Origin of the sequence: Niastella yeongjuensis (genome assembly GCF_900110245.1) — a bacterium.
Classification (GTDB): Bacteria; Bacteroidota; Bacteroidia; order Chitinophagales; family Chitinophagaceae; genus Niastella; species Niastella yeongjuensis.
The window spans coordinates 148,250-164,406 of record NZ_FOCZ01000010.1 but is presented as its reverse complement, the minus strand read 5'-3'; the positions used below and the strand labels follow the sequence as shown (position 1 = coordinate 164,406).

At 44.4% G+C, this 16,157-nt stretch carries 10 protein-coding genes; 5 read left to right on the top strand and 5 right to left on the bottom strand.

All coding sequences use genetic code 11. The features are described from left to right. The 4 genes from BMX95_RS24570 to BMX95_RS24555 form a co-directional block, all read right to left on the bottom strand. Window positions 1-372: a GntR family transcriptional regulator gene (locus BMX95_RS24570; RefSeq protein WP_081197175.1), complete on the bottom strand. Its 372-nt coding sequence runs from the start codon at window positions 370-372 to the stop codon at window positions 1-3. A gap of 17 nt (window positions 373-389) precedes the next feature. Then, window positions 390-1,220 (bottom strand): hypothetical protein, encoded by an 831-nt coding sequence (locus BMX95_RS24565; protein ID WP_081197176.1) that lies wholly within the window; start codon window positions 1,218-1,220, stop codon window positions 390-392. A 9-nt stretch (window positions 1,221-1,229) separates the two neighbouring features. Next, window positions 1,230-2,063 (bottom strand): ABC transporter ATP-binding protein, encoded by an 834-nt coding sequence (locus BMX95_RS24560; protein ID WP_081197177.1) that lies wholly within the window; start codon window positions 2,061-2,063, stop codon window positions 1,230-1,232. Between the two features lie 117 nt (window positions 2,064-2,180). Beyond that, window positions 2,181-3,155 (bottom strand): hypothetical protein, encoded by a 975-nt coding sequence (locus BMX95_RS24555; protein ID WP_081197178.1) that lies wholly within the window; start codon window positions 3,153-3,155, stop codon window positions 2,181-2,183. A 373-nt stretch (window positions 3,156-3,528) separates the two neighbouring features. Here BMX95_RS24555 and BMX95_RS35705 point away from each other — a divergent pair, with 373 nt between their 5' ends. From BMX95_RS35705 to sucD, 4 genes are all read left to right on the top strand, one after another. Continuing rightward, a complete protein-coding gene (locus BMX95_RS35705) occupies window positions 3,529-5,850 on the top strand; it encodes an NADP-dependent malic enzyme (RefSeq protein WP_081197179.1) in 2,322 nt (773 codons plus the stop codon). Between the two features lie 239 nt (window positions 5,851-6,089). Next, the gene (locus BMX95_RS24545; protein ID WP_242672960.1) at window positions 6,090-6,761 is read left to right on the top strand and encodes an MlaE family ABC transporter permease; all 672 of its coding nucleotides are present in this window, start codon (window positions 6,090-6,092) and stop codon (window positions 6,759-6,761) included. A gap of 28 nt (window positions 6,762-6,789) precedes the next feature. Next, the gene (locus BMX95_RS24540) at window positions 6,790-7,602 is read left to right on the top strand and encodes an ABC transporter ATP-binding protein (RefSeq protein ID WP_081197181.1); all 813 of its coding nucleotides are present in this window, start codon (window positions 6,790-6,792) and stop codon (window positions 7,600-7,602) included. A 259-nt stretch (window positions 7,603-7,861) separates the two neighbouring features. Next, window positions 7,862-8,734: a succinate--CoA ligase subunit alpha gene (sucD, locus tag BMX95_RS24535; RefSeq protein WP_081197182.1), complete on the top strand. Its 873-nt coding sequence runs from the start codon at window positions 7,862-7,864 to the stop codon at window positions 8,732-8,734. A gap of 83 nt (window positions 8,735-8,817) precedes the next feature. On the opposite strand, the gene BMX95_RS24530 is transcribed toward sucD, so the two are convergent. After that, window positions 8,818-9,636 (bottom strand): proline and serine-rich protein 1 family protein, encoded by an 819-nt coding sequence (locus BMX95_RS24530; RefSeq protein WP_090519606.1) that lies wholly within the window; start codon window positions 9,634-9,636, stop codon window positions 8,818-8,820. Between the two features lie 394 nt (window positions 9,637-10,030). Here BMX95_RS24530 and BMX95_RS24525 point away from each other — a divergent pair, with 394 nt between their 5' ends. Further along, complete coding sequence (locus BMX95_RS24525; RefSeq protein ID WP_242672961.1) at window positions 10,031-16,063, top strand: alpha-2-macroglobulin family protein; 6,033 nt, start codon at window positions 10,031-10,033, stop codon at window positions 16,061-16,063. Window positions 16,064-16,157 lie beyond the last annotated feature (94 nt).

The following is a 16,157-nucleotide window of genomic DNA, read 5'->3' as shown; positions in this document are numbered from 1 at the left end:
TTAAGCAAAATGTTGTTTCTTGAATTTTTCGAACCGGGGTTTTAATTCTTCAGGGTCCATCCCCAGCAGAAACATCGTGCGAAAAACCTGCGGCAGGTCTTTTTCAACGAAGTCATTTTTACGGTAGGTCTGCGCATTTTTTATTGCAGCGGGCGAAACAAAATACCCGATGCCCCGCTGGTTATGAATGATCTCCTGTTGTTGCAGAAAATCATAGGTGCGCATTACCGTATTGGGGTTTACTTCCAACTGTACCGCCAGTTCCCGAACGGAAGGGATCCGCTCCTCTACCTTCCATTCCTTTAGCATGATTTTCTCACACACATAATCGGCAATTTGTAAGTATATAGCTTGCGATTCTCTGAATTGCATATTTACTTTTTTAAACGTTAAACCTCTTTTTCTTTCAACCGGAAGTACGCAACGACCCACAAACAGGGCGCCAATGCGTATTTGGCAAGAAAAAGTAAGATATTACTAAACCATTCCGGCAACAGTATCATTACATCCCCCTGCGCGGTATTCCACACCTTGTAAACAGTAAACGGCTCAAAAAAACTACCGTCTGGCATAAACGAACCCAGCACTTTATGTACAAAGAAAACCAGGATCAAAAAAACAACCAGGCCGGAAACCAGTGTCTTTATATACTGAAACTTTACAAAATATACCGAACCCAATAAAAAGATAGATTGTACTGCAAAAAAGATAAGCATGATGTAAAAAAGGAATTCCTTAGCTGAATCGTCCGGTACAAATACATTTAAAAGATCCTGGGGCGGTCTGGCGGCCTTATGGTGCTGTTCAAGCCAGCTGGCCATAACCCCGTTCGACACTTTAAGCATAATAACATCAAAAACATAAAACACCAGCGTATAACTGATAAAAAACAGGATCACGCCAAAGACAATCGTAGTCAGTAATTTTTCCAGCGCTGAGGCAGGTGTCAATAAAAAGTGAATGCCCTTAGGGGCTTCAGACAGGTCATTGAAGATGGTGCTGGCAAATAAACAACCGGTAAGGAACAAACCTGCATAATAGGTAACCACCTGAATCCGTAACCCCATTGGGTTTTCAGGGTTCACGATCATTAAAAATGAACACCACAAAACCAATAACCCGCCAATGGCAGCCAGTGACAACAGGTATCTTCTTTTATTTTCATTCCAGTGTTTGCCAAGATACAGGAACCAGCGTTTCAAATCAAAAACAGCATTCATAGCATTAGTTTAAGCGTTAAAAACAGATTGAATAGCATTGCCATTTAGTACGATGGCCTTGTACAGTAATTCCAGATCGAGTTTGCTTTCATCACCAAGCGTATTGCGGGTAATAACTGCGCTGCCCCGTAACGTAGGTTCCCGGAACAAAGCCTGTTTTATTTCTTCACTGTCATAAGAAATATGAAATGAAAGCCTGTTAGTAATATTATCCACGGTCTGGTCGAACAGAATGCGGCCCTCATCAATAATGGTAACCCGATCGATCAGGCTTTCGAGGTCTTTTACCTGGTGCGTGCTTATGACGATGCACTTGTTTTCATCGAGACAGCCGGCAATTACTTTACGAAACTGGCTTTTACTCATAATATCCAATCCGTTGGTTGGTTCATCCATCAATAACACAGAGGTATTACAGGCCAGTCCAAAACTGATCAACACCTTTTTCTTTTGCCCATAGCTCATTTGCTGCATGGTGTTGGAGCGGGGAATGTCGAATTCGGTGATAAAACGGTTGAATTGATCCTCGTTGAATTTGGGGTAAAAAGGGGCATTGTATTTTATCAGATGCTCGATAGGCATGTCGGGCAAATAAAACTCTTCAGGTACCATAAAGATGTCTTGCAAAAAAGCAGGTTGCCGTTTGCCGGGTGTAAACCCCAGCACATTTACAGTTCCTTCCTGCGGGAACAACAAACCAGCCATGTTTTTCAACAGGGTCGATTTACCGGTGCCGTTCTTACCAAGCAATCCATAGATGTGGCCGGCTTGCAGTTTCAGGTTAAGGCCCGTAAAGATCTTTTTGCGTCGATACCCAAAATGAAGGTTTTGGACTTGTATCATATTTGGCGTTTTAGTGTACTAGTTAAATAGTACACGCAAACATAGGGGCTTTTTCCGGATTTCCAAATCCGTTTGTCGAAAAAAGGGATGAGTGGGAAACAGTACCGTGAGATAAGCCTATTGTTCAAGGGTAGACTGGTATTTCTCTATTATATCTTTGTCTTTTATCTTCAACGTGTTGTAGGAAAAATCGGTGGGCTTGCAATCGCGGCCGCAAAAAACAGGGATGGCGGTTTCGCTGTTTACAATTTCTTTCATTTTGGCATCGTCCGATGCAGTTATGGCCAGGTTGCTTTTGTTTTTCAGGTATACCAGCGTTTCATAGGCATCTACGGCCATCAGCTGGTTGGGCGAATACAACAGGTTTTTGATGGCATCGTATTCGTTCAGTTTTATTAACTGAATAAATATCTCAGGCGCTACTTTATTATTGTAAGTGCTGCTTTGTAAATAAGCATGTTGAAACAACAGGGATTTTGTGACCTCATTGGAGGCAATGGGAACAAATTTGTAAGCCGGGTATTTATTAGCCAGGTCATTGAATATCGGTTGGTATACCGTATCTACAATAAGGCTATCACAATCAGTACAGCCCTTTAATGGAAAATCAATGGCCGGTAGTACCTTATCTTTTAAATACATGAAATCAAAAAAAGGAATGGGTTGATTATCTTTGGCACATTCCCTTCTCATGGGATTATCGATACTTACTTTCTTATAGAAGATACTATCCCCAATTACAGACAGGGTTATGGTAATGGAAAGATATCCGTTCGGCGGATAGCATTTGTATTCCCTGAAACCGATCAACCCGGCATTTAATGAGCTGGACAGGATCAGGTCATTCTTTTTTGCATCTTGTGCAAATGCTTTATCTGAAGTAACCGTATTGAACAGTTTATTTAAATAACGGATATTCTTTTGATCGAATTTTATATTCTTTTCACTTACTTCAACGGGCTTAATGGAATCGCAAAATGCTTTTATGACTTTGATAACAGAATCAACCCTTTTTACATTGGTTGCATAAAACCGGCTTTGCCCGGTCATTGTTTGTGAAAACCCCGCCTGGGTATATGCGATGGCGGTCATTAAAATTGTGTTTCGTAAAGCGATGCCCCATTTCATGCCGGCTATTTCAGGATGTACCGCAATTCTTATACCTTCCGGTAAATCCTTACGACCGTTTATTCGTAATTATAAAATCCAGAAACAATCCAGAATCCCAATAATCGCCTCAATTATTAACCATTACATATTATTCACATAACATATACTTTCCCCACCCCTGTCACGTAACCCGTTTTCCCGTAAATTGCGCGCCAATTGTTCTTTTAATTAAGTTTCTATGAATCACCCACATGATCACTTTTTCACTATAACTCATTGATTGAAAAGTTATCATGAAACTACCAGCCCAATCCCGAACAGTCGGGGTACCTGGAGACAAATTAAAAAATAACTGATGAAAAAAGAATTGCGAAAGGAATCCGCACTAGAGTACCATTCCAAGGGGCGCCCTGGCAAAATCGAAGTGATCCCGACCAAAGAAGCCAAAACCCAACGCGACCTGTCACTTGCCTACTCACCCGGTGTCGCTGAACCCTGTTTGGAAATTCATGCAAATCCAGAGTCTGTTTATAAATACACCGCCAAAGGGAATCTCGTAGCGGTTATCAGTAATGGTACCGCTGTGCTTGGTTTGGGCGATATTGGTCCCGAAGCCGGTAAACCCGTGATGGAAGGTAAGGGTGTACTGTTCAAAATATTCGCCGACATCGATGTATTCGATATCGAGATCAATGAAAAAGATCCCGAGAAATTCGTTCAGATAGTTAAAGCGCTGGAACCCACTTTTGGTGGCATCAACCTCGAAGATATCAAAGCCCCTGAATGCTTTTATATTGAACAGGAGCTGAAGAAGCAAATGAAAATTCCGGTGATGCACGACGACCAGCACGGAACCGCTATCATCAGTGCTGCCGCCCTGCTGAACGCCCTGGAATTGCAAAAGAAAAAGATCGAGAAATGTAAGTTCGTGGTTAATGGCGCCGGTGCCGCCGCCATTGCCTGTATCAAATTATACGAAGCTCTGGGCGCTGTACGCGAAAACATCCTGGTTTTCGATAGTAAAGGATTGATCCACGAAAGCCGTACCGACCTGGATGTGCTGAAAAAAGAATTCATCTCAAAAGGCAAGAACGTTACGCTGGAAGAATCGCTCAATGGCGCCGATGTATTCATCGGGCTCAGCAAGGGTAATGTGTTAAGCCAGGAGATGGTGAAAAGTATGGCCAAAAACCCGATCGTGCTGGCTATGGCCAACCCCGATCCGGAGATCACCTACGAAGACGCCCTGGCCGCCCGTAAAGATGTGATCATGGGTACAGGCCGCAGTGATTATCCTAACCAGGTTAACAACGTACTGGGCTTTCCCTTCATTTTCCGCGGTGCACTGGACGTTCGCGCCACACAGATCAACGAGGCCATGAAACTGGCTGCCGTTAAAGCCCTGGCTGAACTGGCCAAAACGCCGGTTCCGGATATTGTGAACATTGCCTACAACGAAAAGAATTTATCGTTTGGCCCTGCTTATATCATTCCCAAACCCCTCGATCCCCGGTTATTGAGCACCGTGGCCCCCGCCGTTGCCAAAGCCGCTATCGAGAGCGGCGTTGCACAAAAAACCATCACCGACTGGGAAACTTACGCCATCGAGCTCGACAAACGTTTGGGTCTCGATAACCAGTTGATGCGGGTATTGGGCGCCAAAGCCCGCCGCAATCCCAAACGCCTGGTGTTTGCAGAAGCTGATAACATTAAAATATTGAAATCTGCCCAGATCGCTTATGATGAGCGCATCGCATACCCCATTTTGTTAGGGGATGAAAAAACGATCAGGCAAATGGCATTGGACAACAGCATCGACATCGATGACATGCCCATCATTGACCCGCGTAATGACGAGTATGAAGAAAAACGCAAACAATTCGGCGAGCTCTTCTTCAAAAAACGCCAGCGTAAAGGGGTGAACCAGTACGAAGCCACCAAAATGATGAAAGACCGTACCTATTTTGGTTGTATGATGGTGGAAAATGGCGATGCTGATGCCGTGATCTCTGGTTTAACCCGCAACTATGCAGATGCCATCCGCCCGGCCCTGCAGGTAATAGGCATGGAAGAAGGTGTGAAAAAGATCGCAGGGATGTACATGCTGTTAACGAAAAGAGGTCCCCTGTTCCTGGCTGATACTACGGTGAACTTAAACCCAACGGCTGAAGAACTGGCCGATATCACCCTGCTGGCCGCCAAAGAAGTACGCAGCTTTAACCTGGTGCCGCGTATTGCCATGCTGAGCTACAGCAACTTCGGCAGCAGCGATACACCGGAAGCCAAACTGGTTGCCCGGGCTAAGGATATTGTAAAAGAAAAAGATCCTACTATTATCATAGATGGTGAAATGCAGCCCAACATCGCCTTTAACCAGGAGATCCTGCGCGATAACTATCCATTCAGTGAGCTGGTTGACCAGGAAGTGAATACCCTCATTTTCCCCAACCTGGCTGCGGGTAATATTGCCTATAACCTGATGAAAGAAATTGGCGGCGCCGATGCAGTAGGTCCCATTTTGCTGGGTCTGAAAAAACCGGTGCATGTGCTGCAATTGGGTAGTTCTGTGCGCAGCATTACCAATATGGCGCTGATCGCCGTTATTGACGCACAGTTAAAATGCCAGAATGCAGGCCAGGAAGCGGCTAAAAAGCCAGCCTGGTGGAAGAAGAAATAATTCACTCTCCAGTCCGCCAGCTGGCGGAGAGGAGGAAGTTACAGGTTTCAGGTTACAGGGAATCTTTTACCCTTGCCTGAAACCTGTTGCTTTTTTCGAAACCGCAACAAAAACCCCCTCTTTTGCGTTTTGGAGGTTTAGGCGTACTTTTACATTATTGCTTATCAATCATGACTTTATTTACTGAGTTTGGCCGTTACCTATTGATGATTAAAGGAATGTTTTCGAAACCTGAAAACATGAAGATGTATTGGAAAGAGCTGATGCACCAGTGTAATGAAATTGGGATCGGCTCATTGGGTATAGTAGTCATCATTTCGGCATTCATGGGGGCGGTTTCTGCCTTACAAACAGCGTATCAGCTGGTGAGCCCTGTAATTCCCATGAGTACGGTTGCACAGATTGTGCGGGATACGGTTATTTTGGAGTTTGCCCCTACCCTGGTATGTATTGTGCTGGCAGGTGTAGTAGGCAGTAAAATTGCCAGTGAACTTGGTAATATGCGCGTAAGTGAACAGATTGATGCCCTTGAAATTATGGGTATCAATACCAAAGCTTACCTGGTGTTGCCTAAAATACTGGCAGCCGTTATCGTAATCCCATTGCTGGTGGTAGTTTCGGCCGCATTGGGTATTTATGGCGGACAACTGGCTTCCACCACGGCTGGTATTCTGTCGCCACAACAATATGAAACAGGATTATTACAATATTTTCAACCGTATAATGTGTTCTTCGCCCTGGTAAAAGCTTACACTTTTGCCTTTCTTATTTCCAGTATCCCAGCCTACTACGGGTATCATGTAGAAGGTGGCGCCCTGGAAATTGGCCGGGCGAGCACCAAAGCCGTGGTAGTAAGCTGCGTGAGTATTCTGGGGGCCGATTATGTGCTGGCCGCATTATTGTTACACTAATGGTTGAACACCTATGAATTCATAAACCATGATTGAAGTAAAAAACATAAAGAAAGGATTTGGGGAGAGAACCGTATTGAACGGTGTCAGCGTTACCATGCAAGCTGGTAAGTGTAACCTTATTATTGGTGCCAGCGGTAGCGGTAAAACGGTTTTTATGAAAAGCATGGTGGGCCTGCTGGTACCCGATGAAGGCGAGATCTGCTATAATGAAAAAGACTTCAATAAACTGAACAACGAGGAAAAGAAAGAGATCCGCCAGCAGATCGGTATGTTGTTCCAGGGTTCGGCGTTGTTCGACAGTTTAACGGTTGAACAAAACGTTATGTTCCCCCTTAACATGTTCACCAAGGATACATATGCCAAGAAGTTAAAGCGGGTGAACGAGGTGCTGGAGCGGGTAAAACTGAAGGACGTTAATAGAAAATTCCCCGCCGAACTCAGTGGTGGTATGAAAAAACGGGTGGGTATTGCCCGTGCCATCGTATTAAATCCTAAATATCTTTTTGTTGACGAACCTAACTCCGGGCTCGATCCGCAAACTTCCCTCGTTATTGATAAACTCGTTAAAGAGATCACTACCGAATACGACATTACTACCGTTGTAAACACCCACGATATGAACAGCGTTATGGAAATCGGCGATCATATCATTTTCATGTTCCAGGGTAAAAAAGAATGGGAAGGCAGTAATAAAGAGATCATCTTTAACAAGAACGAACGCCTGAACGAATTCATTTTCGCCTCCGACTTCCTTAAAGACGCCAAAGACATGCGCATGCTGGAACAAACCGGTAAGATCAATAATGACCGGGACATGGACAAACTCTTAAAAGGTTAATACAGCTTTAAGCGGCAGGCAAATACAATTACCGGTTTTCGGGGTCTGTTTTTTGGGGGCCGGTTATTAATTTTCTATTAAACTACCCTTGCACGTGTCCGACAACCGGCGGATCGCTCCCTTGTACGCCTTGTTCGCTGGCCGGCAACGTTGCCGGTAATTCCCTGATACTTTAGGCCATTATCTCATTAGCATATTCAGCTATTATCCCCTATTTTTGCGGACCCGATAAATGTCGGGAATCTAAATATTTCCGCTGATGAGTATTTTAGTAAACAAACAATCAAAGATCCTGGTGCAGGGCTTCACCGGCACAGAAGGTACCTTTCATGCTACTCAAATGATAGAATATGGTACCAATGTAGTAGGTGGCGTTACACCAAACAAAGGGGGCACATTGCATTTGGACAGGCCGGTATTTAATACCGTAGCGGAAGCAGTTAAGGAAACCGGGGCTAATGTGTCTATCATATTTGTACCACCGGCTTTTGCATCCGATGCGATTATGGAAGCCGCTAATGCCGGTATTGAACTGGTAGTATGTATTACCGAAGGTATTCCTGTACAGGACATGGTGAAAGCCAAATTATACCTGCAAGGCACTAAAACCCGTCTCATTGGGCCTAACTGTCCTGGTGTAATTACCGCAGGCGAATGTAAAGTAGGTATCATGCCTGGTTTCGTTTTCAAAAAAGGTAAAATCGGTATCGTATCAAAATCTGGTACCCTCACTTACGAAGCTTCTGACCAGGTAGCTAAAGCTGGTTTGGGTGTTTCTACAGCTGTTGGTATCGGTGGCGACCCAATCATTGGCACTACTACCCGCGAAGCACTGGAAATGTTTATGAACGATCCGGAAACTGAAGCAGTAGTAATGATCGGTGAAATTGGTGGTGGAATGGAAGCCGAAGCTGCCCGCTGGTATAAAGAAAATGGTAAAAAACCTGTAGTTGGTTTTATTGCCGGTCAAACAGCTCCTCCCGGACGCCGTATGGGCCACGCTGGTGCCATCGTTGGCGGTGCTGATGATACAGCTGCTGCTAAAATGAAGATCATGGAAGAATGTGGTATCACCGTAGTATCGAGCCCTGCTGATATTGGTGCAACCATCGCGAAGATCATTAAGAAGTAAGCGAACCGCTTAAACATATACAACCTTGCAGATCTGCCCGGTTACAACAACCGGCAATATCTGCAAGGTTTTTTTATTGGGGATTAGTGAGTACGTACATATTCAGCCAGCTCTTCTTTGCTTTTGCTGAAAGTAAACACATTGTACACCACAAAGTAATTCTTGGGATCAATGGTTTTACCATACATATACTTGGCTATTTCCAGCTTGCTGGCCTCAAAAGAAAATACCGAAAGCAATGCCTTGGCCTGGTTCGATGTAAAGAGATTTTGATCTATGCCCGCTCTGGCAATAGCCATGCGCGAATCATCGAAACTTTCCCGCCGCACCGTTTCCACAAATGAATTAAAGGTATTATCGTCCATGGGTCGGGGTGCTCCATTATTGTAATTATTGCGGGGAGGCCAGCCATTACCCGACTGATTGTTTGGAGGAGGTGGTGGCGGTGGAACAGGACCACCTGGCAGTGGCGGTGGCGCATTAACCGAACCAGGGTTTCTCCAAATGACCTGGTTATTCTGGTATTGATTGTTTGCTAAAGATTGTTCATCCGTCACTACACGGCCAAACCTGTTAATAATAATATCAACATAATATTGCGGTTTTATAGCCACGGCTTTGTTGAACAAAACAAAACGTCGCAGGCTCGCTAAGCCACCGCTTTTTTGGCTGGTATACAATACAACCTGGTGAGCGCCTGGTCTAAGCCCCTGAATATTCAGGTTAACGCCGGCATCGGCATATAACTGGCCATCGATCTCAAACTTTACATCTTCGGCACTTAAATTGGTAATGCTTAAGAGGCTATTACCACTATTAGGATTTTTAAGGCTACTCAAACCTTGTGCATGTGACGAAAAAGCCACTGCCATTGAAAAAATCAGGATACACGTTTGTCTCATACTGGATGTTTTGTGCTAATAAAGGGCTCCCGTAAAACGGGACAAGTTTTGATATACCTAGAACGAAATACCAGGTATTTCCGTTGCACAACTAAATGGCACAACTACTTATATTTAATATTACTATATATAAAATAACGTCAATAGGTTAGCTATTATTGCCAACCGGCAGGCGGGAGCACTTTAACAAATTGCCATATGTATTTTATCGGCAACTTGCATCGAATTACTGAAGTTCAGAAGTCAGGTATGCAAGTCACTTCAGGCTCTAACGTGTAATCCCTTGACTTCAGTATTCATTAACTTGTATAAAATTTGGCGAATGATATTTAAGAGAATTTTAGCGTTAGTATGTACAGCCTTTATTTTTTTATCAACATATGCCCAACAAAAGATGAAGACATACGACAAAGAGTGGAAACATATTGACAGTCTTGCTCAACAAAGCGGTCTTACCGAATCGGCCCTTACCGAAGTGAATAAAATCTATTCACAGGCTAAAAAGGAAGGGAACGACGCCCAGGTAGTAAAAGCACTATTATACCGGGCAGAATTACAACAACAGAAAGAAGAAAACGCAACTCAAAAAAGCATTCTTCAGCTGGAAGCAGAACTTGCGGAAGCAAAAGAACCGGTACGGGCTGTGCTGCAAAGTATAACCGCTAAAACTTACTGGAATTATTTTCAACAGAACCGCTGGCAATTATACAGACGTACCAATACGGTAAACTTTAAAAAAGACGACTTCGCCACCTGGACCATCGACGATTTTAATAAAAAGATCAGTGAATTGTACCTGGTCTCTATAAGCAACGAAAAATTATTACAACAAACAAAGCTGGAGCCGTTTGATCCCATTATTACGAAAGGCAACACGCGGTATTTACGCCCTACCCTGTTCGATCTGCTGGCTCAACGTGCGCTGGAGTATTTCAAAAACGATGAACGCGACGTTACCAAACCCGCCTTTGCTTTTGAAATAAATGATGCTGTTGCATTTGATGAGGCTAAAAAATTCATGCAGCATACCTTCACTACCCGTGATACCGTTTCGCTGCAATACAAAGCCCTGCAACTATACCAACGCCTGCTGCAGTTTCATGCAGCAGATGCCAAACCCGATGCCTTGCTCGATGTGGACATTGACAGATTGCAATTCATACATGATCATGCAACCGTAGAGAACAAAGAACCCCTGTATGTAAAAGCGCTTGAACAAATTGGTTCCCATTATGGCCTGATACCCGCTGCTACACAAGCCTGGTATTTACTGGCCCAGTGGCACAGCAGCCAGGCGCAGCAATACAATCCCCTGAAGGGAGAAACTTATCGCGATGAATATTTGAAAGCGATCAGTATTTGTGAAAAAGTTATAGCACAGAAAGACGACAGTGAAGGAAAAGCCAATTGCTATAATCTGCGGCATGATATACTGCACCGTGAACTGGACCTGCAAACAGAAAAAGTAAATGTGCCCGGTCAACCCTTCCGTACCCTTATCAATTTCCGCAATTTTACTAACCTGAGCTTCAGGATTGTAAAAATGGAACGCAAAACACGCGAATCCCTTGGGGACAATAACTGGTCTGATGAGTATTGGAAAAACCTGCTGGCTTTACCGGTTATTAAAAGTTTCAGCCAGTCATTACCCGATACCAAAGACCACCAGAAGCATTCCACAGAAATAAAAGTAGATGCATTGCCCATTGGTGAATATGCACTGATCGCCAGCGTGAACGGCCAATTTGCCATGGATGAGAACCTGATGTCTGTTCAATTTTTCTATGTTTCAAATATTGCGCACATCAACAAAGGCACCGATTATTTTATTTTGAACCGCGAAACCGGCCAGCCGCTGACAAAAGCCACGGTACAGGTCTGGTACCGGTCATACGACTATATCAAACGTAAGTATACCTACAACAAGGGACAAAACAGCGTTACTGATGAGCATGGGTATGTAAAGCTTGATCCCAAACAAAACAAGGATGAACATAATTTCCAGCTGCAAATAACCCATGGCGATGATCATTTGTACCTGGATGATTACATTTATAACTATACCTATGACGGAAGTCCTGATAAAGAGGAAAAGATCGTAAAAACGGCGTTCCTGTTTACCGACCGCTCTATATACCGGCCGGGACAAACGATCTATTTCAAAGGCATTGTTATAAACTCCAATAGCAAAACAAAAGAGAACACCGTTGTTCCCAATTTTTCAACCAGCATTTCTTTATGGGATGCTAATGGGCAGCATGTAGATTCCATATCGGTTACTACTAATGAATATGGCTCTTATTCAGGCAAGTTTACCATCCCAACCGGTTTGTTGAACGGGCAGTTCCGGCTTGCTGATGAAAAAGCAGTGGGCAACCAGTATATTTCAGTAGAAGAATACAAACGGCCCAGGTTCCTCGTTGAGGTAAACAAACCAACCGGCACCTATCGTTTAAATGAAGATATAACGGTGACTGGTATCGCCAAAGCGTATGCTGGTAACTCCATCGATGGCGCTATGGTTAAGTACCGGGTGGTACGCAGAACTAACATGCCTTATTGGTTTTATGGCGGCTACAGCAAAATGATCTGGCCGCCCCGTGGTGAAGCGAATATGGAAATAGCGCATGGGGAAGTAACCACCGATACCAAAGGCGAATTTAAGATCAGCTTTAAGGCAATACCCGATAATACGGTTGCGAAAAGCAGTCAACCCACCTTCGATTACGAAGTAACCGTTGATGTTACCGATGTAGCCGGTGAAACAAGAAGCGGCAACACCAATGTATCGGTGGCTTACCAGGCATTAAAATTAAACCTGGATCTTCCAAAGACAATTCATGCCGACAGTCTGAATAAAATACACCTCAGCAGCACCAACCTCAACAACCTGTTTGAAAAAACAACGGTTACCGTTTCTGTTCATAAACTGAAAATGCCCAACCGCCTCTTCAGAGACCGGCTTTGGCAGCAACCCGACCAGTTTGTTTTATCACAGGATGAATTCTACAGCCTGTTCCCTTATGATGTGTATAAGGATGAAAACGATCCTTCTAAATGGGCAAAGGACCAAAAGGTGGTTGAAAAAACAGACACCACTTCAAACAGCAAACCCTTCACCCTCGATCATTCTCCTTTAACACCCGGCTGGTATGCTGTTGAAGCCATCACCAAAGACAAGTATGGCGAGGAAGTTAAAGACATCCGGTATGTGCAGGTTTACAATCAGTCAATTGTTAGTCCGCTTGCTTCTGGTGGCATCGAAAGTGGTAATACAACAGTAGAACCCGGTGAAAAAGCCAGTTACCAGGTAAGCACTACAGTAGATGATGCCTTTATCATTCATGAAGTGAATAAAAAAGATAATATCAGCGACAGAAGCTTTTTTACGTTGAATAAGAACAGCCGTTCATTCGATTTACCGGTAACAGAAAATGACCGCGGTGGTTTTGGAATTAAGATCGCCTTTGTAAAACACAACCGGTTTTATTCAGACGACCAAACTTTCTTTGTTCCATACACCAATAAGGAATTGACCATTGGGTACGAAACATTCCGCGATAAAACGCTGCCCGGCAGCACAGAAAAATGGAAAGTGAAAATAAGCGGTTATAAAGGGGATAAAGTAGCGGCAGAAATGCTTACTGCTATGTACGATGCATCGCTCGACCAGTTTCAACCCCATGCCTGGTCTAAGCCTTCATTATTTGACCTTTACTACCCAGCCCGCAACTGGGAAAGCAACACCTGCTTTGCCACCGTGCAGTCACTGGATAAATATTATGAAACCAACGATTATGAAAGCTTTCATAAAGAGTATGATGCATTGATGGACATGCCCGAACACAGGGTGTACGCGTTACTCGCGGGCGGTCGCGGTGGCGACAAGAGAAAGAAAGAATCAGCGAAAATTGCAGCAGCTCCGCAAATGGCAGCAGCGCCAAGAGCAGTGAAAGATGAAGAGATTAGCGCTGACTTTTCCAGTAAAAACATAGCTAACGACACGGCAAAACTAATAAACGACGAAATTGCGCAGGGTGAAAATGAAAAGAAGCCAGATGCGGCTTCCGGCATACAGGTACGCACCAACCTCAACGAAACAGCGTTCTTCTTCCCCGACCTGCATACCGATGCCAATGGCAATATTGAATTTTCTTTCACTATGCCAGAAGCGGTAACACAATGGAAATGGATGAGCCTGGCGCACACCAAAGACCTGGCGTTTGGCATGGACACCAAAACCATTGTTACGCAAAAAGACCTGATGGTGCAACCCAATGCCCCCCGCTTTTTGCGCGAAGGCGACCACATGAACTTCAGTGGTAAAATTGCCAACCTTACCGATAAGGAAATAACCGGTCAGGTACAATTGCTGTTGATAGATGCCACTACCAACCAATCGGTTGATGGCTGGTTCCACAACGTAATGCCCAACCAGTATTTCACCGTTCCGGCCAACCAAACCGTTCCGGTAACCTTTAATATTGAAATACCTTACCAGTACAACAAACCCGTAACCTACAGGCTTATAGCCAAAGCAGGCGACATGAGCGATGGCGAGGAAGCTGTACTGCCGGTAGTGAGCAACCGCATGCTGGTTACAGAAAGTCTGCCCCTGCCTGTTCGTGGTAATGGCACCAAAAACTTTACGTTTGAAAAGCTGTTAAAAAGTGGCAGCAGTGAAACGTTGAACAATCATTCGCTTACTGTAGAGTTTACCACCAACCCTGCCTGGTATGCGGTACAGGCATTGCCTTACCTGATGGAATACCCATATGATTGTGCCGAACAAACCTTTAACCGCTATTATGCCAATGCCCTGGCTACCAGCATTGCCAATGCATCACCCAAGGTTAAAGAAATCTTCGAGCGTTGGAGAACTACCGATACAGCCGCATTGATGAGCAACCTGCAAAAGAACGAGGAACTGAAATCCGTGCTGCTGGAAGAAACCCCCTGGGTAATGCAGGCAAAAAATGAAGCTCAGCAAAAGAGAAACATTGCCCTGCTGTTCGACCTGGTGCGTATGAGCAACGAGGAAGTAAAAGCCATTAGCAAACTGCATGAACTACAAAGTGTGAACGGTGGGTTCACCTGGTTTAAAGGCGGCGCCGACGATCGTTACATGACCCAGTACATAATGACTGGTGTGGGCCACCTGAAAAAACTGAATGTGAACACCAAGAATGACCTGCTGGAAGACATGGTAAAAAAAGCCCTGCCTTACCTGGATGACCGCATTAAGGAAGATTATGAGTACATGCTGAAACACAATAAGGGCAAAGAAGATTCCGACTATATCAGCCCGATCCATATTCAGTACTTATATATGCGCAGCTTCTATCCTGAAGCAGGTGTACCCGGTGGTGTGTTCAAAGCTTATAACTATTACCGGTCACAGGCACAAAAACACTGGGTAAAACAAAGCCGCTACATGCAGGGGATGATCGCCTTGTCGCTGTTCCGTACCGGTGATGTACAAACCGCTAATAATATTGTAAAATCAATAAAAGAGAATGCCATTCACCATGAAGAAATGGGCATGTACTGGAAAGAATTCACAGGAGGTTACTACTGGTACCAGTCACCTATCGAAATTCAGTCGGTATTGATTGAAACCTTTACCGAGGTAACAAAAGATCTGACATCGGTGAACGATATGAAATTGTGGTTGTTGAAACAAAAACAAACCCAGAACTGGAAAACCACCAAAGCCACTGCCGATGCCTGCTATGCATTGTTGCTGCAAGGCACCGACCTGTTGACCAATACGCCTGATGTAACCATTGACCTGGGTACAACTGTTGTACGCAGCAAAGACCAGCAACAGGAAGCCGGCACCGGTTATTTTAAAAAGGTGTTTGATGAAAAACAGGTGAAACCAGAAATGGGCAATATCAAAGTAACTGTTACCAACACCTCCCCCCCCACCCAGGCCCCTGCAGCCTGGGGCGCTGTTTACTGGCAGTATTTTGAGAACCTCGACAAAATAACGTCGGCAGCCACACCCTTGCAACTGACCAAAAAACTGTTTGTTGAAAAGAATACCGATCGCGGTCCGGTTTTGCAACCTATAAACGAAGGAGACGCAATAAAGGTGGGCGACAAAGTAAAAGTGCGCATAGAACTGCGGGTTGACCGTGCTATGGAATATGTGCATATGAAAGATATGCGGGCCGCCTGTATGGAACCAGTGAATGTGATCAGCCAGTTTAAATGGCAGGGCGGACTGGGTTATTATGAAACAACAAAAGATGCCAGCACCAATTTCTTTTTTGGACAGCTACCTAAAGGCACTTACGTTTTTGAATATCCCCTGTTTGTTACCCATACCGGTACTTTCAGCAATGGCGTTACAACCATTCAATGTATGTACGCGCCCGAATTTACCAGCCACAGCGAAGGTGTTCGGGTGAATGTAGAATAATTAGGACCATCATCCACATATTAAGGCTGCATCTGAAAGGTGCAGCCTTTTTTGTTCCAGGTTACAAGTTCCAGGTTGCAGGGAATACATTGAG